Source organism: Streptomyces sp. NPDC051738, assembly GCF_044453205.1.
GTDB lineage: Bacteria > Actinomycetota > Actinomycetes > Streptomycetales > Streptomycetaceae > Streptomyces.
On sequence record NZ_JBITCM010000004.1, the window covers coordinates 340,092 to 360,979 of the forward strand.

At 71.6% G+C, this 20,888-nt stretch carries 19 protein-coding genes and 2 pseudogenes; 6 read left to right on the top strand and 15 right to left on the bottom strand.

All coding sequences use genetic code 11. The annotated features are described in order from the left end of the window. Positions 1–171: 171 nt before the first annotated feature. Positions 172–930, bottom strand: a complete 759-nt coding sequence (locus tag ACIA8X_RS12210) for a TIGR00730 family Rossman fold protein (RefSeq protein ID WP_393461891.1) — start codon at positions 928–930, stop codon at positions 172–174. Positions 931–1,064: 134 nt separating this feature from the next. After that, complete coding sequence (gene dapE / locus ACIA8X_RS12215; protein WP_393461889.1) at positions 1,065–2,144, bottom strand: succinyl-diaminopimelate desuccinylase; 1,080 nt, start codon at positions 2,142–2,144, stop codon at positions 1,065–1,067. A gap of 116 nt (positions 2,145–2,260) precedes the next feature. On the opposite strand from dapE, the gene ACIA8X_RS12220 reads away from it, so the two are divergent. Continuing rightward, the gene (locus tag ACIA8X_RS12220) at positions 2,261–3,244 is read left to right on the top strand and encodes a heavy metal transporter (RefSeq protein WP_393461887.1); all 984 of its coding nucleotides are present in this window, start codon (positions 2,261–2,263) and stop codon (positions 3,242–3,244) included. A 346-nt stretch (positions 3,245–3,590) separates the two neighbouring features. Beyond that, positions 3,591–4,076: an ATP-binding protein gene (locus ACIA8X_RS12225; protein ID WP_393461885.1), complete on the top strand. Its 486-nt coding sequence runs from the start codon at positions 3,591–3,593 to the stop codon at positions 4,074–4,076. 183 nt (positions 4,077–4,259) lie between these two features. Here ACIA8X_RS12225 and ACIA8X_RS12230 read toward each other — a convergent pair whose 3' ends face one another. Both ACIA8X_RS12230 and fdxA read right to left on the bottom strand, forming a co-directional pair. Further along, positions 4,260–5,354: a bifunctional succinyldiaminopimelate transaminase/glutamate-prephenate aminotransferase gene (locus tag ACIA8X_RS12230; RefSeq protein WP_393461883.1), complete on the bottom strand. Its 1,095-nt coding sequence runs from the start codon at positions 5,352–5,354 to the stop codon at positions 4,260–4,262. A 135-nt stretch (positions 5,355–5,489) separates the two neighbouring features. After that, complete coding sequence (gene fdxA, locus ACIA8X_RS12235) at positions 5,490–5,810, bottom strand: ferredoxin (protein ID WP_019058397.1); 321 nt, start codon at positions 5,808–5,810, stop codon at positions 5,490–5,492. Positions 5,811–5,950: 140 nt separating this feature from the next. On the opposite strand from fdxA, the gene ACIA8X_RS12240 reads away from it, so the two are divergent. Beyond that, complete coding sequence (locus ACIA8X_RS12240) at positions 5,951–6,973, top strand: GNAT family N-acetyltransferase (protein WP_393461881.1); 1,023 nt, start codon at positions 5,951–5,953, stop codon at positions 6,971–6,973. Positions 6,974–7,005: 32 nt separating this feature from the next. Continuing rightward, positions 7,006–7,857: a tetratricopeptide repeat protein gene (locus ACIA8X_RS12245; RefSeq protein ID WP_399458259.1), complete on the top strand. Its 852-nt coding sequence runs from the start codon at positions 7,006–7,008 to the stop codon at positions 7,855–7,857. Positions 7,858–7,956: 99 nt separating this feature from the next. Here the strand turns inward: ACIA8X_RS12245 and ACIA8X_RS12250 are convergent, their stop codons facing one another. The 9 genes and pseudogenes from ACIA8X_RS12250 to ACIA8X_RS12290 all read right to left on the bottom strand — a co-directional run bounded on the left by ACIA8X_RS12250 (position 7,957) and on the right by ACIA8X_RS12290 (position 15,837). Then, positions 7,957–8,571, bottom strand: coding sequence for a response regulator transcription factor (locus tag ACIA8X_RS12250; protein ID WP_393461877.1), 615 nt, complete (start codon positions 8,569–8,571; stop codon positions 7,957–7,959). After that, entirely contained in the window at positions 8,568–9,734 is a 1,167-nt protein-coding gene (locus ACIA8X_RS12255) for a sensor histidine kinase (protein WP_399458260.1), read from the bottom strand. Before ACIA8X_RS12255 ends, ACIA8X_RS12250 begins: the two co-directional genes overlap by 4 nt. Further along, positions 9,731–10,471 (bottom strand): ABC transporter permease, encoded by a 741-nt coding sequence (locus tag ACIA8X_RS12260; protein WP_399458261.1) that lies wholly within the window; start codon positions 10,469–10,471, stop codon positions 9,731–9,733. The genes ACIA8X_RS12255 and ACIA8X_RS12260 overlap by 4 nt, the downstream gene beginning before the upstream one ends. Further along, positions 10,468–10,902, bottom strand: a complete 435-nt coding sequence (locus ACIA8X_RS12265; RefSeq protein WP_399458262.1) for a hypothetical protein — start codon at positions 10,900–10,902, stop codon at positions 10,468–10,470. The genes ACIA8X_RS12260 and ACIA8X_RS12265 overlap by 4 nt, the downstream gene beginning before the upstream one ends. Before the next feature lie 80 nt (positions 10,903–10,982). Then, positions 10,983–11,354: pseudogene (locus ACIA8X_RS12270) on the bottom strand (ATP-binding cassette domain-containing protein); the annotation flags it as partial. A gap of 209 nt (positions 11,355–11,563) precedes the next feature. After that, complete coding sequence (locus tag ACIA8X_RS12275; protein WP_393461869.1) at positions 11,564–14,089, bottom strand: hypothetical protein; 2,526 nt, start codon at positions 14,087–14,089, stop codon at positions 11,564–11,566. A gap of 159 nt (positions 14,090–14,248) precedes the next feature. Then, entirely contained in the window at positions 14,249–14,650 is a 402-nt protein-coding gene (locus ACIA8X_RS12280) for a DUF6113 family protein (protein ID WP_393461867.1), read from the bottom strand. Beyond that, positions 14,647–15,597, bottom strand: a complete 951-nt coding sequence (gene mshB, locus ACIA8X_RS12285; protein ID WP_393461865.1) for an N-acetyl-1-D-myo-inositol-2-amino-2-deoxy-alpha-D-glucopyranoside deacetylase — start codon at positions 15,595–15,597, stop codon at positions 14,647–14,649. Before mshB ends, ACIA8X_RS12280 begins: the two co-directional genes overlap by 4 nt. A gap of 45 nt (positions 15,598–15,642) precedes the next feature. After that, positions 15,643–15,837: a hypothetical protein gene (locus ACIA8X_RS12290; protein ID WP_030048865.1), complete on the bottom strand. Its 195-nt coding sequence runs from the start codon at positions 15,835–15,837 to the stop codon at positions 15,643–15,645. Between the two features lie 176 nt (positions 15,838–16,013). Here ACIA8X_RS12290 and ACIA8X_RS12295 point away from each other — a divergent pair, with 176 nt between their 5' ends. Then, positions 16,014–18,131 (top strand): prolyl oligopeptidase family serine peptidase, encoded by a 2,118-nt coding sequence (locus tag ACIA8X_RS12295; protein ID WP_399458263.1) that lies wholly within the window; start codon positions 16,014–16,016, stop codon positions 18,129–18,131. Between the two features lie 148 nt (positions 18,132–18,279). On the opposite strand, the gene ACIA8X_RS12300 is transcribed toward ACIA8X_RS12295, so the two are convergent. Both ACIA8X_RS12300 and ACIA8X_RS12305 read right to left on the bottom strand, forming a co-directional pair. Next, the gene (locus ACIA8X_RS12300) at positions 18,280–19,332 is read right to left on the bottom strand and encodes an ABC transporter ATP-binding protein (protein ID WP_393461861.1); all 1,053 of its coding nucleotides are present in this window, start codon (positions 19,330–19,332) and stop codon (positions 18,280–18,282) included. Next, a complete protein-coding gene (locus ACIA8X_RS12305; protein ID WP_399458264.1) occupies positions 19,325–20,299 on the bottom strand; it encodes an ABC transporter ATP-binding protein in 975 nt (324 codons plus the stop codon). Before ACIA8X_RS12305 ends, ACIA8X_RS12300 begins: the two co-directional genes overlap by 8 nt. 317 nt (positions 20,300–20,616) lie before the next feature. On the opposite strand from ACIA8X_RS12305, the pseudogene ACIA8X_RS12310 reads away from it, so the two are divergent. Then, positions 20,617–20,888, top strand: a pseudogene (locus ACIA8X_RS12310) (hypothetical protein); the annotation flags it as partial.

Consider the following 20,888-nt stretch of genomic DNA (forward strand, 5'->3'; position numbering starts at 1 on the left):
GACGCCCCCTGCGGGTGGGTGGGGGCTTGGGACGGTGCGACCTCGGCCTCAAACGCCGGACGGGCTGGAATGCCTGGGCCTGCCCGAGACATCGCCCTCGCTCCACCAAGACCCCCCTCGGGTGGGTGGGGGATCGGGACGGCACGACCGCTGCCTCCAGCGCCGCGCGTGCTAGCGGCCCGCCTCCTTCGACACCAGTGCCACCGCCTCCTCCACCTCGTCCGTGACGTGGAACAGGAGCAGGTCCTTCTCCGAGGCCTTGCCCTGGGCGATCAGGGTGTTCTGCAGCCAGTCGATGAGGCCGCCCCAGTACTCGCTGCCGAAGAGGACGATCGGGAAGCGGGTGACCTTCTGGGTCTGGACCAGGGTGAGGGCCTCGAAGAGTTCGTCGAGGGTGCCGAGGCCGCCGGGGAGGACCACGAAGCCCTGGGCGTACTTGACGAACATCATCTTGCGGACGAAGAAGTACCGGAAGTTCAGGCCGATGTCGACGTAGGGGTTGAGCCCCTGCTCGAAGGGCAGCTCGATGCCGAGGCCGACCGAGATGCCGCCCGCCTCGCACGCGCCCCTGTTCGCCGCCTCCATGGCGCCGGGGCCACCGCCGGTGATCACCGCGAAGCCGGCCTCGACCAGGCCTCGGCCGAGGCGCACTCCGGCGTCGTACTCGGGCGTGTCGGCCTTGGTGCGTGCCGAGCCGAACACGCTGATGGCCGCCGGGAGTTCGGCGAGGGTGCCGAAGCCCTCGATGAACTCCGACTGGATGCGCAGCACTCGCCAGGGGTCCGTGTGGACCCAGTCCGACGGACCGCCCGCGTCCAACAGCCGCTGGTCGGTCGTGCTCGCCGTCACCTGGCCCCGCCTCCGCAGGACCGGTCCCAGACGCTGTTCCGACGGTGGCTGCTTCTTCCCCTCGGGGTTACCGGTAGCCATGTGCGCTCCCTCCACTGCGGGGCCTGCGGGTCTTGCAGGTCGTTCCGCCTCAGCGTAGATCCAAGCGGGTTACAGACGGGGGACGTGAGCATGACCGCCGTGCAGCACGGCCTGGGCGGTTGCCCGGCTCGGTCCTACGCCGTGAGCCACGTCCGCAGCCGTTCCTCGCCCGCCAGGATCTTCGCCGTCTCCACCCGCTCGTCCCGCTTGTGCGCCAAGTGCGGGTTGCCGGGGCCGTAGTTGACCGCCGGGATGCCAAGGGAGGAGAAACGTGAGACGTCCGTCCAGCCGTACTTCGGGCGCGGGGTGCCGCCGACCGCCTTCATGAACGCCGCGGCCGCCGGGTGGGAGAGGCCCGGGAGCGCGCCGCCGCTGTGGTCGTCCACCACGAACTCCTCGACCCCGCAGTCGGCGAAGACCTCGCGGACGTGCGCGATGGCCTCCTCCTCGGTACGGTCCGGGGCGTAGCGGAAGTTGACCGTCACGACGCACTCGTCGGGGATGACGTTGCCCGCCACGCCGCCCGAGATACCGACCGCGTTCAGGCCCTCCCGGTACTCCAGGCCGTCGATCAGGGGGTAACGCGGTTCGTACGACGCCAGCCTGGCCAGGATCGGGGCCGCCGCGTGGATCGCGTTCGAGCCCATCCAGCTGCGCGCGGAGTGGGCGCGCTCGCCCGTCGTCTTGAGCAGGACCCTCAGCGTGCCCTGGCAGCCGCCCTCCACCTCACCGTCCGACGGCTCCAGCAGGACCGCGAAGTCGCCCTCCAGCCACTCGGGACGGTTCTCGGCGACGTGCTTGAGGCCGTTGAGGTCGGCGGTCACCTCTTCGTTGTCGTAGAAGACGAAGGTGAGGTCGCGGTTCGGGGCCGGGACCGTCGCCGCGATGCGGAGCTGGACGGCCACGCCCGACTTCATGTCGCAGGTGCCGCAGCCCCACAGGACGCCGTCCTCGTCCAGCCTCGACGGGACGTTGTCCGCGATCGGCACCGTGTCGATGTGGCCGGCGAGGATCACACGCTCCGCACGCCCCAGGTTCGTCCGCGCCAGGACGTTGTTGCCGTACCGGTCGACCGTCAGGTGCGGCAGGGCGCGCAGCGCGGTCTCGATGGCGTCCGCGAGGGGCTTCTCCGTGCCGCTGACGGAGGGGAAGTCGACGAGCCGCGCGGTGAGCTGCGCGGCGTCCAGCGTGAGGTCAAGAGAGGTGTCGGCCATGGTGCCGACCCTAACCCGCCGGGCCGAGGGCCTGTCGGCCCACTTTTCCCACACAGCCCGTACTCCTTTTCCCACACAGCCCATACTCCTCAGTAACCTCGGCTACCTTGTAGGGCGTGCCGAAGTCGTCCCCCTCTCCGAAACGTCGTGGCCGCCTCCTGCGTCGCGGGGCGGCCTTCGTGGTCCTGCTCGCCGTCACGGGATACCTCGCGGTGCAGTACGTCACCGGAGGCCCGGGGGCGCCGGGCTGCGCGGTCGTCTCGGACGACGGCGCCGGCGCCGGCGCCCGCTACGAGTTCACCCCGGAGCAGGCGGTGAACGCCGCGACGATCGCCGCCGTCGGCACCGGGCGCGGGCTGCCCGAGCGGGCCGTGACGATCGCCCTCGCCACCTCGCTTCAGGAGTCGGGGCTGCGCAACATCACCCACGGCGACCGCGACTCGCTGGGCCTGTTCCAGCAGCGGCCCTCGCAGGGCTGGGGCACCGAGCGGGAGATCTTGGACCCGATCTACTCGGCGGGCATCTTCTACGAGCACCTGGTCAAGGTCCGCGGCTATACGGAGTTGCCGCTCACCGTCGCCGCCCAGCGCGTCCAGCGCAGTGGCTATCCGGAGGCGTACGCCAAGCACGAGCCGGACGCGACGCTGCTCGCCGCCGCCCTCACCGGACGTTCGGCCGCGACGCTGACCTGCGAGGGGGTCCCCGGGGGCCCGTCGGCCGGTGGCGCGGACTCCGTACGGGCCGCGCTCGTACGGGACTTCGGGCAGGACGCGCTCCAGTCGGCCGCCGACGAGGTGGGCTCCGCGAAGGCCACGCCCACGCCGACTCCGTCGGTGATCGAGAGCGACGGGCAGACCGTTGTGCTGCCCGTGACTCCCGGCAAGGGCTCCGGCGCCGGGCGCAGTGTCCGCGAGCGCGGGTGGCAGCTGGCCCACTGGGCCGTGGCCAACGCCTCCGACCTGCACATCCAGCGGGTGTCGTACGCCGGGCGGGAGTGGACCGCCGGGAACACCGACAGCCAGTGGCGTGCGATCGTCGGGCAGGGCGCCTCGGGGGCGGGCGGCGGTCTTGACTCGGTCCGGATCGTCATGACCCACTAGCACGCGCAGCCGTTCGGGAACCCACCCTCACGGGTTACCCGGGGTGCCGGCCGACGACGACGTGCGCGGGATTTTCCGCAGTGACCCTCATATCCGTCAAAGGCCTTGAGAACAAAGGGCTGTAAGGATTCGGCACGCTTTCCGGCGGGACGCGATTTGACCGTTTTTATCCGCAGGCGATAATGCGACGCATTGCCAACTCTTTACGTTGCGCCGCCGCAACCTTCCCGGGCTTCGAGCGGTAGTCACTGCGTCCGAGCCCGGAGATCAACAGCCAGTCGGTCAACTGCCGGGCGTGGTTGGACACTTCATCGTTCTCATCCGACTTACCCGTCGAAGGAGCATCATGTCCCTCCCCCTGACCCGCCGGATCGCCCGTGCCGCGCTGCTCGTCGCTGCGGGAGCGGCTGCCGGGGTCGGTGCGGCCGGCTCCGCCAGCGCGGCCCCCGAACTGCCCGACGCCTCGAAGGTCGGCGGGCTGAGCGCCGTCGACAACACGAGCGTCGTCGAAGGCGCGGCTCAGAACGCCACCGGGCTCGCGAGCGGTGCCGTCGACACGGCGGTCGACAAGGCGCTGCCGACCGCCACGAAGGCCAGTGGCACGGTGACCAAGACCGGCGGCAAGGCCGCGACGAAGGCGAAGAAGGCCGTGCCGGCCGCCGCCAAGGCCGGCAGCAAGGTCGCGAAGAAGGCGACGCCCGCGGCGCAGGAGACCGCGGGGGGCGTGGCCGGGTCGGTCGGGACCGTCCTGGGTGACGCGGCCGGGGCGGCGACGCAGGGTGGCGTGCCGAAGACCGGGTCGCTGCCGGTGCAGGCGCTTCCGCTCGGCTGACGGTCGCTGCGCGTGGCTTGAGCCGCCGACGGGGTCCAGGGAGTTTCCTGGACCCCGTCGGTTTTTGTGTGCCTGCGTCGATACGTCGGCAGGGGCCGGGGCGGGTTCGGGCCGTGCCCGGCGCTGCAGGCTGTGCCCACCCGTTCCGCCCTGCGGAACGACTGCCCACAGCGGTGGCGGTCCTTACGCCAGGCGCTGCACCGCAGCGGCCACCCTCTCGTCCGTCGCCGTGAACGCCACCCGTACGTGCTCGGCGCCTGCCTGGCCGTAGAAGTCGCCCGGGGCCACCAGGATGCCGAGGTCGGCGAGGTGGGCGACCGTGGTCCAGCAGGACTCGGACTTCGTGGCCCATAGGTAGAGGCTGGCCTCGCTGTGCTCGATGCGGAAGCCGTGGCGCTCCAGGGCCTCGCGGAGGGCTCCCCGGCGGGCGGCGTAGCGGTCGCGCTGGACGCGGACGTGTTCGTCGTCGCCGAGGGCCGCGATCACCGCCGCCTGCGTCGGCGCCGACGTCATCATGCCGCCGTGCTTGCGGATCTCCAGGAGGGGGCCGAGGACGGCTGGGTCGCCGGCCAGGAACGCGGCGCGGTAGCCGGCCAGGTTCGAGCGCTTGGAGAGGCTGTGGACGGCGACGATGCCCTCGTACGAGCCGCCGTTGACGTCGGGGTGCAGGACCGAGACCGGGTCGGCCTCCCAGCCCAGCTCCAGGTAGCACTCGTCGGAGAAGAGCAGCACGCCGTGCTCGCGGGCCCAGGCGACGGTCCGGGTGAGTTCCTGCTTCGACAGGACCTTGCCCGTGGGGTTGGACGGGGAGTTCAGCCAGAGCAGCTTCAGGTTCCGCGGGTCCAGCTCGGTCGGGTCGTCGTAGACCTCGTACTCCGCGCGGGCCAGACGCGCGCCCACCTCGTACGTCGGGTAGGCCAGCCGCGGGTAGGCCACCTTGTCGCCGGGGCCCAGGCCCAGCTGGGTGGGGAGCCAGGCGACCAGTTCCTTGGAGCCGACGATGGGCAGGACGTGGCGGTGGGTGACCTCGCGGGCGCCCAGGCGACGCTCCACCCAGCCCGTGATCGCGTCGCGCAGCGCCGGGGTGCCCCAGACCGTCGGATAGCCCGGGGAGTCCGCCGCGTCGATCAGGGCCTTCTGGATCAGCTCGGGGACCGGGTCGACCGGCGTGCCGACGGAGAGGTCGACGATGCCGTCCGGGTGCGCGGCGGCCGTCTTCTTGTACGGCTCCAGCTTGTCCCAGGGGAAGGTGGGGAGGCGGTCGGAGACTGCGGACACGGTGTCTGGCTCACTTTCTCGTACGGCACTCGTACGGCCCTCGTTCGGCACTCGTACGGCAAACGCCTCGGCCCCGTACAGCGATCAAGGTGATCGAGCCGTACGGGACCGAGGCGGCGCGGGTGCGGGCCGCTCTTACTGGTTCTGCGGCGGCAGCGCGGCGACGAAGGGGTGGTCGCGCTCGATCAGCCCCAGCTTGCTGGCACCGCCGGGAGAGCCGAGCTCGTCGAAGAACTCGACGTTAGCCTTGTAGTAGTCCTTCCACTCCTCTGGAGTGTCGTCCTCGTAGAAGATCGCCTCGACCGGGCAGACCGGTTCACAGGCACCACAGTCGACGCATTCGTCCGGGTGGATGTACAAGGACCGGGAGCCCTCGTAGATGCAGTCGACCGGGCACTCCTCGATGCACGCCTTGTCCTTGACGTCGACACAAGGCTGCGCGATGACGTAGGTCACGCTGTCGTTCCTCCTCGATAGGGCGCCGGCGGGCCTCCACAGGCTCCGCCGCCTGGCGCGCGGGAGCGCGGCGTCGTCGATGCCCGCCTCTAGTATCTCCGTTCTTGGGCATGATCCGAACAGGAGGGGTGAACTGACCTGTGGAAATCTCTGCACACGGGCGCCTCGAGGTCCGAATCACCGCTGCTGACGTGGGTAAACGAGTTTCCGTGCGGCGCTTGAGCGATCCTGGAGTTCCGGGTGAGAAGTTCACCGACACGGTGGGTGTTCTCGCATCATGGGACGACGGTGTGCTCCTGATCACACGGAGGAGTGGCGAGACCGTCCACATTTCGGAATCTTCGCTGGTCGCGGGCAAGGTGGTGCCCGCCGCCCCGGCCCGGCGCCGGGGACCGGCAGCCTCGTACGAGGAACTCGCGCACGTCGCCACGCGCGCGTGGCGGCCGGTGGAGAGCGAGCGGCTCGGCGAGTGGGAGCTGCGGGCCGCGTCCGGGTTCACCCGCCGGGCCAATTCGGCACTGCCCCTGGGCGACCCCGGGCTGCCGCTGCCGGCCGCGCTCGATGCCGTACGGCGCTGGTACGGCGACCGCGAGCTCCCCGCGTACGTCCAGACCGCGACCGGCGCCGAGGGCACGCAGGAGCTGCTGTGCGCGGAGCTGGAGCGGCTGGGGTGGGTGCGGGAGGTCTCGGCGGAGATGTGGATCGGGGCGTTGGCTCCGATCGCCGACCGGGCCGAGGATGCCGCGGTGGTGCTGTCCCGGGAGGCGGACGACGCTTGGCTCGGGCGGTATCAGCGCAAGGGGGTGAGCGAGGTGGCCCTGAAGGTGCTGGGAAGCGGGTCCTCGGTGTGGTTCGCGACGGTTGCCGGTGCGGCGGGTGACCCGCCCGCCGCGATCGGGCGGTGTGTCGTGGACGGGCGGTGGGCCGGGTTCGCCGCCGTCGAGGTGGATCCGGCGCTGCGGCGGCAGGGGCTGGCCACCCGGGTGATGGGCGCGCTGGCCCGGCGGGCCCTGGACGAGGGGGCGTCGGCGGCGTGGCTGCAGGTCGAGACGGAGAACGCGGGGGCGCGGGGGCTGTACGCCGGGATGGGGTTCGCCGCGCATCACGCGTACCACCACTATCGCGAGCCGGAAACGCCGGGCACGACCGGCGCCCGACGGTAGTACCGATCGCCGTGAAAGGGCACGAGCCAGCTATGCGTCCCCCCTATCCCCCACCGCCCGAGCGCTCCGCCGAGCTGCGGCGGCGGTTCGCCGAAGAGGCGCGGTCCGAGCGGCCCGACCTGTCCGCGCTGTGTCTGCTGGTGGGGGCCGAGGCGGACGGGGCGCTGAACGAGGCGGGCATGGACGCGGCGCAGGTGGAGCTGGACGCGCTGGCCGGGCAGCTGCCGTTCCGGCCCGGCGGGCCGCGATCCTGGGCGGTCGCGCTGCGGGAGCTGCTCGGGGAGCGGTACGGGTTTCACGGCTCCGGCGCGGACTATCAGCGGCTGGAGTCGTCGTTGCTGCACGAGGTGCTTCAGCGGCGGCGTGGGTTGCCGATTCTGTTGTCGGTCGTGTGGATGGAGGTGGCGCGGCGGGCGGGGGCGCCGGTGTACGGGGTCGCGCTGCCCGGGCACTTCGTGGTGGGGTTCGGGCCGACCGACGACCAGGTGCTGGCCGATCCGTTCGACGGTGGGCGGGTGTTGACGGGGGGCGACGCGGAGTTGCTGGTGGCGGGGGCCACGGGGGCGCCGTTGCAGCCGTCGATGCTGACGCCGGCCGATCCGTTGGACGTGGTGCTGCGGATTCTGAACAACATCCGGGCGTGGGCCGCGGCTCGGCCCGAGCGGACGGATGTGGCCTTGTGGGCGGTGGAGTTGTCGCTGTTGCTGCCGTCTCATCCGGCTCGGTTGCGGTTCGAGCGGGCGCAGTTGCTCGTTCAGCGGGGTGACTTCGTCGATGGGGCCGTGGAGTTGGAGGAGTACGCGGAGTTGATCAGTGCGGTGGATGAATCTGCTGCGGCTCGGGTTCGGGAGCAGGCGCAGGCTGCGCGGGCGATGCTCAACTGATGGGGCGGGTCGCCTAATCGCCGTAGGGGGTTCTGTTGTCTTGCGACTGCGGGTGCTTCGTGGCTTGTCGCGCAGTTCCCCGCGCCCCTAAAAGGGGCGCTACAGCCACCCCTTGTCTCGTGCGACCCGTACCGCCTCCGCCCTGTTGCGTGCCGCCAGTTTCTGGATCGCCGTCGACAGGTAGTTGCGGACCGTTCCCTGGGACAGGTGCAGGGTCGTCGCCAACTCGGCGTTGGTCGAGCCGTCCTCCGCCGCCCGCAGCACCTCTCGCTCGCGGTCGGTCAACGGGTTGGCGCCCTCAGCCAGGGCCGCTGCCGCCAGGGTGGGGTCGATGACGCGCTCGCCCGCCAGTACCTTGCGTACCGCCTCGGCCAGTTGGGCCGCCGGGGCGTCCTTGACCAGGAAGGCGTCGGCGCCGGACTCCATCGCGCTGCGGAGGTAGCCGGGGCGTCCGAAGGTGGTGAGGATGACCAGCTTCACGGCCGGCAGTTCCGTGTGCAGGAGCGCCGCCGCCTCGATGCCGGTCGCGCCCGGCATCTCGATGTCGAGGAGCGCCACGTCCACGTCGTGCTCGCGGGCCGCCGCCAGGACCTCGTCGCCGCGGGCCACCTGGGCGACCACCTCGATGTCGTCCTCCAGGCCGAGCAGTGCGGCGAGGGCCTCACGGACCATCGACTGGTCCTCGGCGAGGAGGACCTTGATCGTGAGGCTCATGTCGCGGATCCTACGTGGGCCGAAGCCGCCACCGGGACGCGGGCGGTGAGGCGGAAGCCGTGCCGGGTCCCGCCCGCCTCCAGGGTGCCGCCGGCCTTCGTCAGGCGTTCCGTGAGGCCCGTCAGGCCGTGCCCGGGGCCGCTTCCCTCACCGCCGGAGCCGTCGTCCTCGACGCAGAGTTCCAGGACGGGCCCGTCGAGGGTCTGGCGGCGCTGGAGTTCCACGGTGCAGCGCCGGGCGCCGCTGTGCCGTACGACGTTGGTGACCGCCTCGCGCAGTGCCCAGGCGAGGGCCGTCTCGCTGTCCTCGGGGACGCCCGTGAGGTCGGGGTCGGCCGGGAGTGCGGCGACCACGTCGGCCGCCGTGAGGGCGACTTCGGCGCCGGCCAGTTCCGCGGCCAGGCGCGGGCGCCGGTAGCCGGAGACGGCCTCCCGCACGTCGACCAGGGCCTGGCGGCTGACCTGCTCGATGTCGGCGACCTGCTGGGCCGCCTTGTCGGGGTGGCCGGGGAGCATACGGCCCGCGAGTTCGCTCTTGATGGTGATCAGGGACAGGGAGTGGCCGAGCAGGTCGTGCAGATCGCGTGCCAGGCGCAGGCGCTCCTCGTTGGCGGCCAGTTGGGCGACCGTGGCGCGGGCCTCGCGCAGTGCGACGGTCGTGCGGACGAGTTCGCGTACGCCGGTCATGGCGAAGCCGCCCAGCAGGGCCGGGATCAGCAGGCCGGCCAGGAAGGCCTTGCCGCCCGGGGTCGCGAACGCGATCACGCTCATCAGCGTGCACGTGGCCGGGATCGTCCAGCGGGCCATGCGCAGCGGCAGGGCCGCGCCGGACGCGATGGAGACGTACACGAACAGCACCAGCCACTCCCGGCCCAGGGTGAGCGCCAGGACCGTCGACTGGGCGGCGAGGACACCGAGCGAGGCGAGGACGACGCTGTTGCGTTCGCCTCGGCCCGTGCGGAAGAGCAGCAGCATGTACCAGGTGACGAACGCCGCGAGGCCGATCCAGCCGAGGATCCGCACGCCCGTGCTGTGACCGCCGTGCAGCAGGTCGCCCGCCGGTGCGCTCAGGTACACCAGCCAGATTCCGGTCCACAGGAGCTTGACGAAGCGTTGCCTGCGATTCTCCGGACGCTTTCCGATGCCGACGCCTGTGCCGCTCACGCCTTCAACGTGTCCTTCCGGTACAGCCAGGCCGCGCCGCCGGTGAACAGGGCGAAGAAGACGGCGAGGACGGCGATGTCCCCGGCATGGGGGGTCTGGCTCTGCTCGATCGCCTGCCCCAGGGCAGCGTACGCGTGCGTGGGCACCCACTCGGCGATGTCCTGCAGCCAGGTCGGGAAGGTCGTCGTCGGCATCCACAGGCCGCCGAGGATGGACAGACCGAAGTAGGTGATCATCGTGATCGGACGGACCGAGTCGCCGCTCGCGAGGTAGCCGAGGGCCACGCCGAGCGCGGCGAAGACGAGGCTGCCGGCCCAGATCGCGCCGGTGAGGGCGAGCCACTGCCAGGCGTCCAGCCGTACGTCCTTCACGACCGCGGCGACGACGAAGACGATCACGATCGACGGCAGGCTCACCACGGCCGAGCCGGCCGTCTTCGCGAGGACGTAGCCGTGCCCGGGCAGCGTGGTCAGCCGCAGCTGCCGTACCCAGCCGCCCTCCCGCTCCTTGGCGATGCGTTCGCTGTTGCCCATCAGGACGGCTGTCAGGGCGCCGAAGGAGGCCATCGAGACCATCATGTAGGTCGGCAGGGTCAGGCCCGTGCCGTCGACCTTCGAGGTGCTGTCGGCGCTGCCAGCGATGAGCAGGAAGAGGATCGACGGGTAGAGCACGGAGAAGAACAGGAACTTCCGGTTGCGCGGGGCGCGGGTGAGTTCCAGCTTGATGAGACCGTTCATGACTGGCGCGCCTCCTCGGCGGCGGTGATGGCGACGAACGCCTGCTCCAGGCCGAGCCCGGCGACTTCGAGGTTGCGGGGGTAGAGACCGAGGCCATAGAGGGCGTGGACGGTCGCGTCGGCGTCGGCGGACTGGATGCGCACGGTGTGGCCGGACACGTCGAGGTGGGTCAGGAAGGGCAGCTCCCGCAGCGCGGCCTCGTCGACCGGGCCGTCGGCGGCCAGTTCGAAGGAGATCCTGCGCGCCCCCGCCTTCGCCTTGATCTCGGCCGCCGTGCCGTCGGCCAGCAGCCGGCCCCGGTGCAGCACCAGCATCCGGTCGGCGATGGCGTCGGCCTCCTCCAGGTAGTGCGTGGCGAAGAGGACCGTACGGCCCTGGTCGGCCTGTTCGCGCATGGTGGCCCAGAAGGCCTGGCGGCTGGTGACGTCCATGCCTGTGGTCGGCTCGTCCAGGACGATCAGACCGCTGTCGCCGGCGGTCGCGAGGGCGAAGCGGACGCTCCCCCAGTGCCTTAAGGGCCTGGAGGGACCCCCAGGGCCTGGCCGCCGGAGAGCTTGTCGACCTTGCGGTCGGCGATCTGCGCGACGCCGGCCCGGGAGAGGACCTCGGACACCTGGTACGGCCGCGGATGCAGATCGCAGGCCAGCCGCACCAGCTCGCCCACGGTCACCTCGTCCATCAGCCCGCCGCTCTGCAGCATGGCGCCCACCCGCCCGGCGACGATCGCCTCGCGCGGGCCGGTCCCGAAGACCCGGACCGTACCGCTGTCGGGCCGCTTCAGGCCGAGCAGCAGATCGAGCGTGGTCGACTTGCCGGCTCCGTTGGGCCCCAGCAGGGCCACCGTCTCCCCCGGGTGCAGCGCGAGCGTCAGCCCGTCGACGGCCCGTACGCTCCCGTAGCTCTTGCTCACCTGGTCGAACCCGACCACCGGGGTCGTCGTGTTCACCGCTGTGGTTGTCATGCGCTCCAGGGTGGCCGCGCGGGGGCGGGGCCCGGCAGTGTCGGCGGTCCTGAGTGCCGGATGACAGATGTCACACGACGACGAGGGGGCACCCGGCGAGTGCCGGGTGCCCCCTGGTCCGAGCCGCTGCGCTAGCTCGGGTTGGTGTCGATGGTGACGGTGCGCTCCGCCGCCGTCTTGGCGCGAAGGGCCTTGCGCAGGGCGGAGGCGACGTCCTGCGGCAGGATGTCGCGCTTGCCGCTCGCGCCGTTGATCTGCACGCCGTCGAAGGTGGCGCCGTACGCCGTCTTGAGCGCCGCGAGGTCGTACGTCTCCACGAGCTTGCCGCTGACGGCCTTGGCGCCGAGGATCTTCGGCAGTGACAGGGAGCCGAACTGGATGCTGTGTGCGGCGTCCGTCTGGATCGTGACCTTGTTGGCCATCGCCGGCTTGGCGAACTCCTTCATGAACCGGTCGACCTCGGCGTTCGAGATCGTCGGCTGCTGGGTGGTCGTCGGGACCTGCACCGCGGCGGACGTGCCCGTCTCCACCTGGGTGCGGTACGCCTCCTCGACCGCCGTGGTCGACTTGGCGACGTCGATGCCCTTGCCCGCCTTGCCGTAGACGGCGACGGCCTTGCCGGACTTGAAGGTCACCGTGCCTTCGGTCACCGAGCCGGAGCCGCCGGAGGCCTGCTCCAGAGCGGCGTGCAGCTTCTCCTCGTCCGTGGGCATGACCGGGTCGACGACCCGGTGGTTGCCGAAGAGGGAGCCGATCACCGAGACCGGGTTGTAGTCGCTGGTCGCGGCCTCGCTGACCGTCTGCTGCATGTCGAACTGCAGCCCGGCCTTGTCCGGCTCCAGCGTGACGGTCTCGCCGCCCACCGACAGCTTCAGCGGCTTGTTGACCTGCTCGTCGAAGGCGTCGTTGAGCTTCTTGACCGCTTCGTCCCGGGTGCCGCCGCCGATGTCGACGCCGAGCACGGTCGTGCCCTTGGGCACGTCGGAGTGGGCCATCAGCAGGCCGGCGCCGTAGACGCCGCCCGCGAGGACGATCACTCCGCCGCCGATCAGCGCCAGCTTGTTGCGGCCCTTCTTCTTGGGCGCGCGGGAGGCCGGGGCGTCCGACGCGTCCGGTTCGGGCAGCTTGGGGGGCGTGTGCGGCGCCGGGGCGTCGGTGGCGCCGGGGCCGAAGGGGCCGCCGGTCTGGGCGCCCGGGGGGATGATCGGGATGCCGCTGGTGACGGTGTGGCTGGACACGTTGTCGGCGACGCCGCCGTAGTGCGGGGTGCCGGGCTCGGGGGCCGGCTTCTGCGGCGTGAGGATCGCGGTGTCGTCGCTCAGGCCACCGCCGGGGCCGAGGCCCGCAGCGTGGGGGGAGCCGCCGGGACCGGCGGGGCCGGAGGAGATGCCGGAAGCACCGAAGCCACCGGGGCCACCCGGGCCTGCGGAACCACTCGGACCGGCCGGGCCGCCGCCGATGCCGCCGCCGGGACCGCCGGGCCGGCCGGGGCCGGAGAAGACACCGGTGGCACCCGAACCGCTCGGACCGGCGGAACCGGAGCCGCCCGGACGGCCGGAGGCACCGGGCCCGCCCTGTCCGCCACCGGCGATCGGCGACACCGCCGGACCGTCGCCGGTGACCGGACCGGTCGTCGGGCCAGCGGGACCCTGGGGGCCGCCACGGCCGTGCGAGCCGCCGTAGTCCGGCCCGTTGAAGTCACCGGAGCCGTCGAAGCCGTTCGGGGCGTTGAAGTCGTTGGAGGCGCCGAAGCCGTTCGGGGCGCTGAAGTCTGCGGAAGGGTCGAAGGGCGAGCCGCCGCCCTGGGCGCCGAAGCCGTTCGGGCTCTTGGGGCCGCCCTGCGCACCGAAGCCGTTCGGGCCGCCCTGACCGTTCTGGCCGCCGCCGTTCTCCGAGAAGTACGGCAGGTCATCACGGCGCACCTCGCCGCCGGGACCTGAACCGTTGCCCGGCGAGGCCGCCGCCAGCGCCTCGGTCACGTCGAAGGAACCGGTGCCGCCGCCGTGCCCGGGAGCCACGGGACCGCCGGTCGCGCCGGGGAGCCCCGGGCCCTTCGCGGCGCCGGGGCGGGAGCCGCCGGGCACGCTCATCGAACCGACCACACCACCGGGCCGACCGGCACCCGGACGCGCACCGCCGGGCGCACCGGCACCGCCGCCGGAAGCCCCGGCACCCGCGCCACCGGGAGCGCCGCCCCCGGGGCCCGAACCGCCGGGCAGACCGGCTCCGTTGGTGGACGGACCGCCCTGACCGCCCTTGCCCGGCGAGGACTTGCGGGGCGCGAACCAGTCGCTCGTCTTCTCCTCCGCCTGCGCCGTGGGCTCGGCCGGAGGCTCGACGATGCCCGTGGACGTGGCGGTGGGAGCGGCCGGCGTCGGCGGCGGCTCGGTGTCCGGGGCGGACCCGGCACCCTCGGCCTCGGCGACGGGCGTGCGCACGACGACCGGCGGAATGGGCCGCGACCCGGGGATGTTGATCCGGATCCGGGTCGTCAGCGTGGTCTCGGTCTTTCGTTCCTCCGGCTGCGCGGCCGAACGGCCCGCGTCCGCACCGCTGTCGGAAGCCATGGGGGTCCCGTACGGCGGCGTGCCCGAGGGGTATGCGGCTCCGCCGTGCCCGTTGGGCCCGGAGGACGGAGTGTCAGTTTCACGACTCAAGGCAGGTTCTCCCGGTTGGCTCCGCCGCCGTTTCGACCCCATTGCTCCGGACGGCTCGGCGGCGCGCACCACCATACTGGCCACTTCTGGCCCGCATCCCACGACCGCCTGGGAAACCCACACGGGACTCGCACGAGTGCGTCGTGGAGAAGTGGTACGTCACTTGGCAAGTCGGACGCCGTCACCGTCCGGTTGCCGCACAGGTGCAAGGGTGGCGCAGATCACAGCCACCGCCATGCCACCGAGGAGGAAGAGGTACGAGGCGGCGCCCGTGCCGAAGAGGAAGTCCCCTTCGGGGCGGCTGGCGGTGAGGAGAATGACGGCGATCATCCAGCCGCCGGCGGGTGCGACCGCCCCGCCCCGGCTGCCCGTCGCACGGCCACCGCCGAGGCAGAGCCCGGCCTCGCCGGCGAGCGCGAGCAGCAGGCCGCCCGGGAACCACGCGGGCTGCACGAGCGCCCCCGCCACCCCGACCACGGCGCCGAGCACGAAGAGCCCGAGGAAGGCGAGGGCGCGCAGGCCGGAGGGCCGCTTCAGTGGCTGGGCGAGCATCGAGCTCATGACGCCTCCCCGAGAGCGACACCGGCGAACAGATCGGACTCTCGGTCGTCCTGTGTCCTCCCCCAGCCTTCGGCCGGGGGGACCCCCATCTCGCTTCGCTCGCCGCTCACCAACTCGTAGTACTCGGTGGTGAAGAGGGGTTGCGCGAGTTCGTTGGAGAGCGCGAAGTACCGCTCGCCCGGCGCCACGTCGATCTGTGTGGCGTGCGCCCGCATCGCGGCGGCCTTGGCGGCGGCGTACGCGGTGCCGTCGATCACGGTCGTGATCCGCTCGTCGTCGATCACGCCCGGCACGTCGTCGACGGTGGCGGCCTTGGCGAACGGCAGTCCGGGCAGATCCGCCTGAAGCAGGGCGAAGGCATCCACGGCGACCGTGCGCGGCACGCGGTTCCAGTAGATCTTGGGGATCCGCCACCCCGCTGCCGCCGCCAGTTCGGCCGCGCGCGTGGCTATGCGGTGGGCCTGGATGTGGTCCGGGTGGCCGTACCCGCCGTCCGGGTCATAGGTGACGAGGACCTGGGGGCGTATCTCCAGGATCACCTCGACGAGAGCCCGGGCCGCGTCGTCGACGTCGGTCCGCCAGAGGCAGGCCGGGTCGTCGTTGTCGGCGATGCCCATCATCCCCGAGTCCTCGTAGCGGCCCTTTCCGCCGAGGAGACGGAAGTCCTCGACGCCGAGCTCGCGCATCGCGGCAGTGAGCTCGGCCAGACGGTGTTCGCCCAGCTCGGTGCCGGTCAGGTGCTGGAGCTCGGGGGGAATGACCTCGCCGTGCTCACCGAGGGTGCAGGTGACCAGGGTCACCCGGGCACCCTCGGCCGCGTACTTGGCCATGGTCGCGCCGTTGTTGATCGACTCGTCGTCCGGGTGCGCGTGCACCAGGAGCAGACGCCGAGCGGAGCGAGATGGGGGTCCCCCCGGCCGAAGGCTGGGGGAAGGTGGTTCCGTCATGGACCCCACCCTACGAGGCGGCACCGACAGCGGCGCGCCCGCTGCTCAGAACTTGATGCCGCCGATCATGCCCGCGATGTTCGTCGTCAGCTCACTGATGGTGGGAGCGATGGTCGAGGACGCCAGGTAGAACCCGAGCAACATACAGACGACCGCATGACCCGCCTTCAATCCTGATTTCTTGATCAGCAGGAAGACGATGATCGCCAGCAGCACCACCGCCGAAATCGAGAGTGCCACGGCGGCTCACCTCCAAGAATCCCAAGGGCGGGGGGTCGGACTATGGGGGCAGATAAATCCATACAGCAGCCAGCAGGTTCATACCCACTATGCGGTTGTGATCATAACTATCCGGGCGTGCGCATCGATCGGCGCACAGCCGCACAAGGGGGCGCACTGGCCAATATGGTCAGGGCATGACGACCGAGCCTGTCTCCTTCCCCCGACGGCACGCCCGCACCCAGCGGTTCACCCTCGGCGCTCCGCGCGCGTTCACCGTGGCGCCCGACGGCAGCCGCGTCGCGTTCCTGCGCTCCACCTCCGGTACGGATCCGGCGAGTTCGCTCTGGGTCCTCGACACGGCGGACGGCGAGGAGCGCATGGCGGCCGACCCGCGCGCCCTCCTGGGCGGCTCCTCGGAGGACCTCTCGCCCGAGGAACGGGCCCGGCGCGAACGCAGTCGCGAGGCTGGCGCGGGCATCGTCGCCCAGGCCACCGACAACGCTGTCGAGTTGGCGTCTTTTGCCTTGTCAGGGCGGCTTTTCACGGCCGAGCTGCGAGCCGGCACGGCGCGTGAACTCCCGGTCCCCGGGCCGGTGATCGACCCGCGCCCCTCCCCCGACGGACGGCACATCGCGTACGTCGCGCAGGGCGCCCTGCGGGTGGTGGGCGCCGAGGGCGAGGGCGACCGTGCGCTCGCCGAGCCGGAGTCGGACGGGGTCACCTATGGGCTGGCCGAGTTCATCGCGGCCGAGGAGATGGGGCGTTCTCGGGGCTTCTGGTGGGGCCCGGAGTCGGACTCGCTGCTGGTGGCGCGCGCGGACGACACCCCGGTGCGCCGGTGGTGGATCGCCGATCCGGCGCGCCCGGAGAGCGAGCCGCAGCGCGTCGCGTACCCGGCGGCGGGGACCGGCAACGCGGACGTCCGGCTGTTCGTGATCGGCCTGGACGGGATCCGCACGGAGGTCGCGTGGGACCGGGCGCGCTACCCCTATCTGGCACGAGTGCACTGGTCAGCGGCGGGTGCGCCGCTGCTGCTCGTCCAGGCGCGGGACCAGCGCAGCCAGTTGTTCCTGGCCGTGGACCCGGCGACGGGGGCGACCCGGATGGTGCACGCGGACGAAGATCCACAATGGCTGGAACTTTTCGCCGGCGTGCCCTGCTGGAGCCCCTCCGGGCAGCTCGTGCGCATCGCCGACGAGGGGGGCGCACGGGTACTCACGGTGGGCGAACGCCCGCTGACGGGACCGCAGTTGCATGTCCGTGCGGTGCTGGACGTCTCCGACGACGACGTACTGATCTCGGCGTCGGCGGGCGAGGGCGCGGCGGATCCCGGGATCGGCGAAGTGCATGTGTACCGGGTGAACGAGCTGGGCGTGGAGCGTGTGTCGCAGGAGCCCGGCGTGCACGCGGCGGTACGTGCCGGGGGCGTGACGGCGCTGGTGTCCCACACCCTCGACCGGCCCGGGTCCCAGGTCCAGGTCCTGCGCGACGGAAAGCGGGTTGCGGCGGTCCGGTCGCATGCCGAAGATCCCGGTTTGACCCCGCGCATCACCCTCACCCAAGGGGGCGCACGCCGCATCCCGTGCGCCGTGCTTATGCCTCGGGACTACGCCGGTGACACCCCGCTTCCGGTTTTGCTGGATCCCTACGGGGGACCGCACGGCCCCCGGGTGGTCGCCGCGCACAACGCCCACCTGACCTCGCAGTGGTTCGCCGACCAGGGGTTCGCCGTGGTCGTCGCGGACGGGCGCGGTACGCCGGGCCGCTCGCCCGCCTGGGAGAAGGCGGTCCACGGGGACTTCACGGTCTCCCTCGACGACCAGGTCGACGCGCTCCAGGACCTCGCGAAGTCCCACCCCCTCGATCTGTCCCGGGTGGCGATCCGCGGCTGGTCGTACGGCGGCTGGCTGGCGGGCCTCGCGGTGCTGCGCCGCCCGGACGTCTTCCACGCGGGCATCGCGGGGGCGCCGGTCACGGACTGGCGCCTCTATGACACGCACTACACGGAGCGGTACCTGGGCGACCCGGCCGGGCAGCCGGAGTCGTACGCGAAGAGCTCGCTCGTCACCGACGACGGTCTGTCCTCCGCCGCCGAACCGCACCGCCCGCTGATGATCGTGCACGGCCTGGCCGACGACAACGTGGTCGTCGCACACGCCCTGCGGCTGTCCTCCGCCCTCCTGGCCGCCGGCCGGCCGCACGAGGTGCTGCCGCTGTCCGGGGTGACGCACATGACCCCGCAGGAGCAGGTCGCGGAGAATCTGCTGCTGCTTCAGGTGGACTTCCTCAAGCGGTCGCTCGGGCTCGCCTAGACAGCAACGGACCGGGGTGACATGGCGCACCCCGGTCCGTTTACGGCACCCGCACGGCCGTACGCTGATCAGCCTGACGCGTCCGTATATCGGGATCGGGTCGGCGAAGTTGCCTGCTTGTTAACGCGGTTCGGGTGTGTTTGTACGGCTATGGCGTCGGCTCCGGCAGGACAGCCCTCTTCTCCTCCGCGAAATGGCAGGCCGAGTCGTGCGCCGCGGGCCCGGTCGGATCGCCTCCGAGGTGGGGCGGCACCGCGAGCTTCGGTACCTCCTGGGCGCAGCGTTCCTCGGCCTTCCAGCAGCGGGTGCGGAAGCGGCAGCCGGAGGGGATGTTCGTCGGGGACGGGACGTCGCCGGTGAGGATGATGCGCTCGCGGTGGGCGCGGGCCTCCGGGTCGGGGACGGGGACCGCGGAGAGCAGCGCCTGGGTGTAGGGGTGCGTGGGGTGGTCGTAGATCTCGGCGTCCCTGCCGATCTCCACGATCCGTCCGAGGTACATCACGCCGACCCGGTCGGAGATGTGCCGGACGATCGACAGGTCGTGGGCGATGAAGACGTAGGAGAGGTCGAACTCGCTCTGGAGGCGGTCCATCAGGTTGATGACCTGGGCCTGGACGGAGACGTCCAGCGCGGAGACGGGTTCGTCGGCGACGATGACCTCCGGGCGCAGGGCCAACCCCCGGGCGATGCCGATGCGTTGGCGCTGGCCGCCGGAGAACTGGTGCGGATAGCGGTTGATGTACTCGGGGTTGAGGCCGACGACGTCCAGCAGCTCCTGGACCTTCTTGCGCCGGTCGCCCTTGGGGGCCGCCTCGGGGTGGATCTCGTACGGCTCCCCGATGATGTCGCCGACCGTCATGCGGGGGTTGAGGGAGGTGTACGGGTCCTGGAAGACCATCTGGATGTTGCGCCTTACGGCCTTCAGGGCGCGGCCGGAGAGCCTGGTGATGTCCTCGCCCTTGTACTTGATCGAGCCCGCCGTCGGTCGTTCGAGGTTGACCAGCATCCTGGCGACCGTCGACTTGCCGCAGCCGGACTCGCCGACGATGCCGAGGGTTTCGCCGCGGTGGAGCGTGAAGTCGACGCCGTCTACCGCCTTGACGGAGCCGACCTCTTTCCTGAAGAGGACGCCCCGGGTGAGCGGGTAGTGCTTGACGAGCCCGCTCACCTCCAGAATCGCCTCCGCCGCCTCTTCAGCCATTGAGGCACTCCCTCCAGAAGTGGCAGGCGCTGCCGCGTACTTCGTCGACCTCGCCCAGCGGCGGCACGTCGGTGCGGCACACGTCCCTGGCCATCGGGCAGCGGGGGTGGAAGGCGCAGCCCTGCGGGATGTCCATGAGGTTGGGGGGCAGGCCCTTGATGGCGTAGAGCTCCTGCCCCTTCTGGTCCAGGCGTGGGATGGAGTCCAGCAGGCCTCGGGTGTACGGGTGGGCGGGCGCCTTGTAGATGTCGTGGACCGGCGCCGACTCGACGATGCGGCCCGCGTACATCACGGCGATCCGGTCGGCCACGTCCGCGACCACGCCGAGGTCGTGGGTGATGAGGATCAGCCCCATGGCGTACTCGCGCTGCAACTCCGCGAGCAGCTCCATGACCTGGGCCTGGACGGTGACGTCGAGGGCGGTGGTGGGCTCGTCGGCGATGATGAGGGCCGGTTCGAGGGCGAGGGCCATCGCGATCATGATGCGTTGGCGCATGCCGCCGGAGAACTGGTGCGGGTACTGCTTGACGCGCTCCTTGGCGGCCGGGATGCGCACGCGGTCCATCAGCTCGACGGCCTTCGCGCGGGCGTCCCTGCGCGACATCCCCCGGTGCACGACGAACATCTCGCCGAGCTGGTCCCCAACGGTCAGCACGGGGTTCAGCGAGGACAGCGCGTCCTGGAAGATCATCGCCATCTCGGCCCCGCGGACCTTGCGCCGCTCCTCTTCCTTCAGCTTCAGCAGGTCCCGCCCCTGGAAGAGGATCTCGCCCCCGGCGATCCGCCCCGGCGGCACGTCCAGAATCCCCATCACCGCCTGCGCGGTCACCGACTTCCCGGACCCGGACTCCCCGAGCACCGCCAGCGTCTCCCCCGCGTCCACGCCGTAACTGACCCCGTTGACCGCCTTGGCGACCCCGTCCCGAGTCCGGAACTCCACATACAGATCACGCACTTCGAGCAACATGCCGCGACCTCACCTCACCTTCGGTTCGAGGGCGTCGCGCAGGCGTCGCCGAGATGATGAAGGCCGCCGCCGTGACCCCGCGGCCACCGGAAGGGCAACGGGCACGGCGGGACCACCGCCCCCGCATCGGCGTCCCGGGGCACGACGTCGGGTCCGGCAGGGGCCGCCACCTGGGTGCCGAGTCGCTGGAGGCCGGGCCATTCCGCACCTCGCACCGCGAACCCACGACTCCCTCGCCTCGCGGACGCCCGCCAGGACCCCCGCCTCCGCACCGGCGTCCCGGGGCCGAGCCCACCCGCACCTCGCACCGCGAACGCATGACGCCCGCACCCCGCCCCCGCACCGAGGACGCCACGCACCGCGACGCCGAGGCGATGAAGACCGCAGCGGCAACCGCAGGACAGCGGGCGGGCACCGGAGGGACAGCGGGCACTCGACAGGACCCCCGCCCCCACCCGTCCCCCGAGGCCGAGCCCACCCGCGCCCCGCACCGCGAACCCATGACGCCCGCACCCCGCCCCCGCACCGAGGACGCCACGCACCGCGACGCCGAGGCGATGAAGACCGCAGCGGCAACCGCAGGACAGCG

Excerpts from the sequence above, each read along its gene's own strand:
- ACIA8X_RS12210 (WP_393461891.1), bottom strand. The coding sequence starts at position 930 with ATGGCTACCGGTAACCCCGAGGGGAAGAAGCAGCCACCGTCGGAACAG.
- dapE (WP_393461889.1), bottom strand. The coding sequence starts at position 2,144 with ATGGCCGACACCTCTCTTGACCTCACGCTGGACGCCGCGCAGCTCACC.
- ACIA8X_RS12225 (WP_393461885.1), top strand. The coding sequence starts at position 3,591 with ATGTCCCTCCCCCTGACCCGCCGGATCGCCCGTGCCGCGCTGCTCGTC.
- ACIA8X_RS12245 (WP_399458259.1), top strand. The coding sequence starts at position 7,006 with ATGCGTCCCCCCTATCCCCCACCGCCCGAGCGCTCCGCCGAGCTGCGG.
- ACIA8X_RS12250 (WP_393461877.1), bottom strand. The coding sequence starts at position 8,571 with ATGAGCCTCACGATCAAGGTCCTCCTCGCCGAGGACCAGTCGATGGTC.
- ACIA8X_RS12260 (WP_399458261.1), bottom strand. The coding sequence starts at position 10,471 with ATGAACGGTCTCATCAAGCTGGAACTCACCCGCGCCCCGCGCAACCGG.
- ACIA8X_RS12265 (WP_399458262.1), bottom strand. The coding sequence starts at position 10,902 with ATGGACGTCACCAGCCGCCAGGCCTTCTGGGCCACCATGCGCGAACAG.
- ACIA8X_RS12280 (WP_393461867.1), bottom strand. The coding sequence starts at position 14,650 with ATGAGCTCGATGCTCGCCCAGCCACTGAAGCGGCCCTCCGGCCTGCGC.
- mshB (WP_393461865.1), bottom strand. The coding sequence starts at position 15,597 with ATGACGGAACCACCTTCCCCCAGCCTTCGGCCGGGGGGACCCCCATCT.
- ACIA8X_RS12295 (WP_399458263.1), top strand. The coding sequence starts at position 16,014 with ATGACGACCGAGCCTGTCTCCTTCCCCCGACGGCACGCCCGCACCCAG.
- ACIA8X_RS12300 (WP_393461861.1), bottom strand. The coding sequence starts at position 19,332 with ATGGCTGAAGAGGCGGCGGAGGCGATTCTGGAGGTGAGCGGGCTCGTC.
- ACIA8X_RS12305 (WP_399458264.1), bottom strand. The coding sequence starts at position 20,299 with ATGTTGCTCGAAGTGCGTGATCTGTATGTGGAGTTCCGGACTCGGGAC.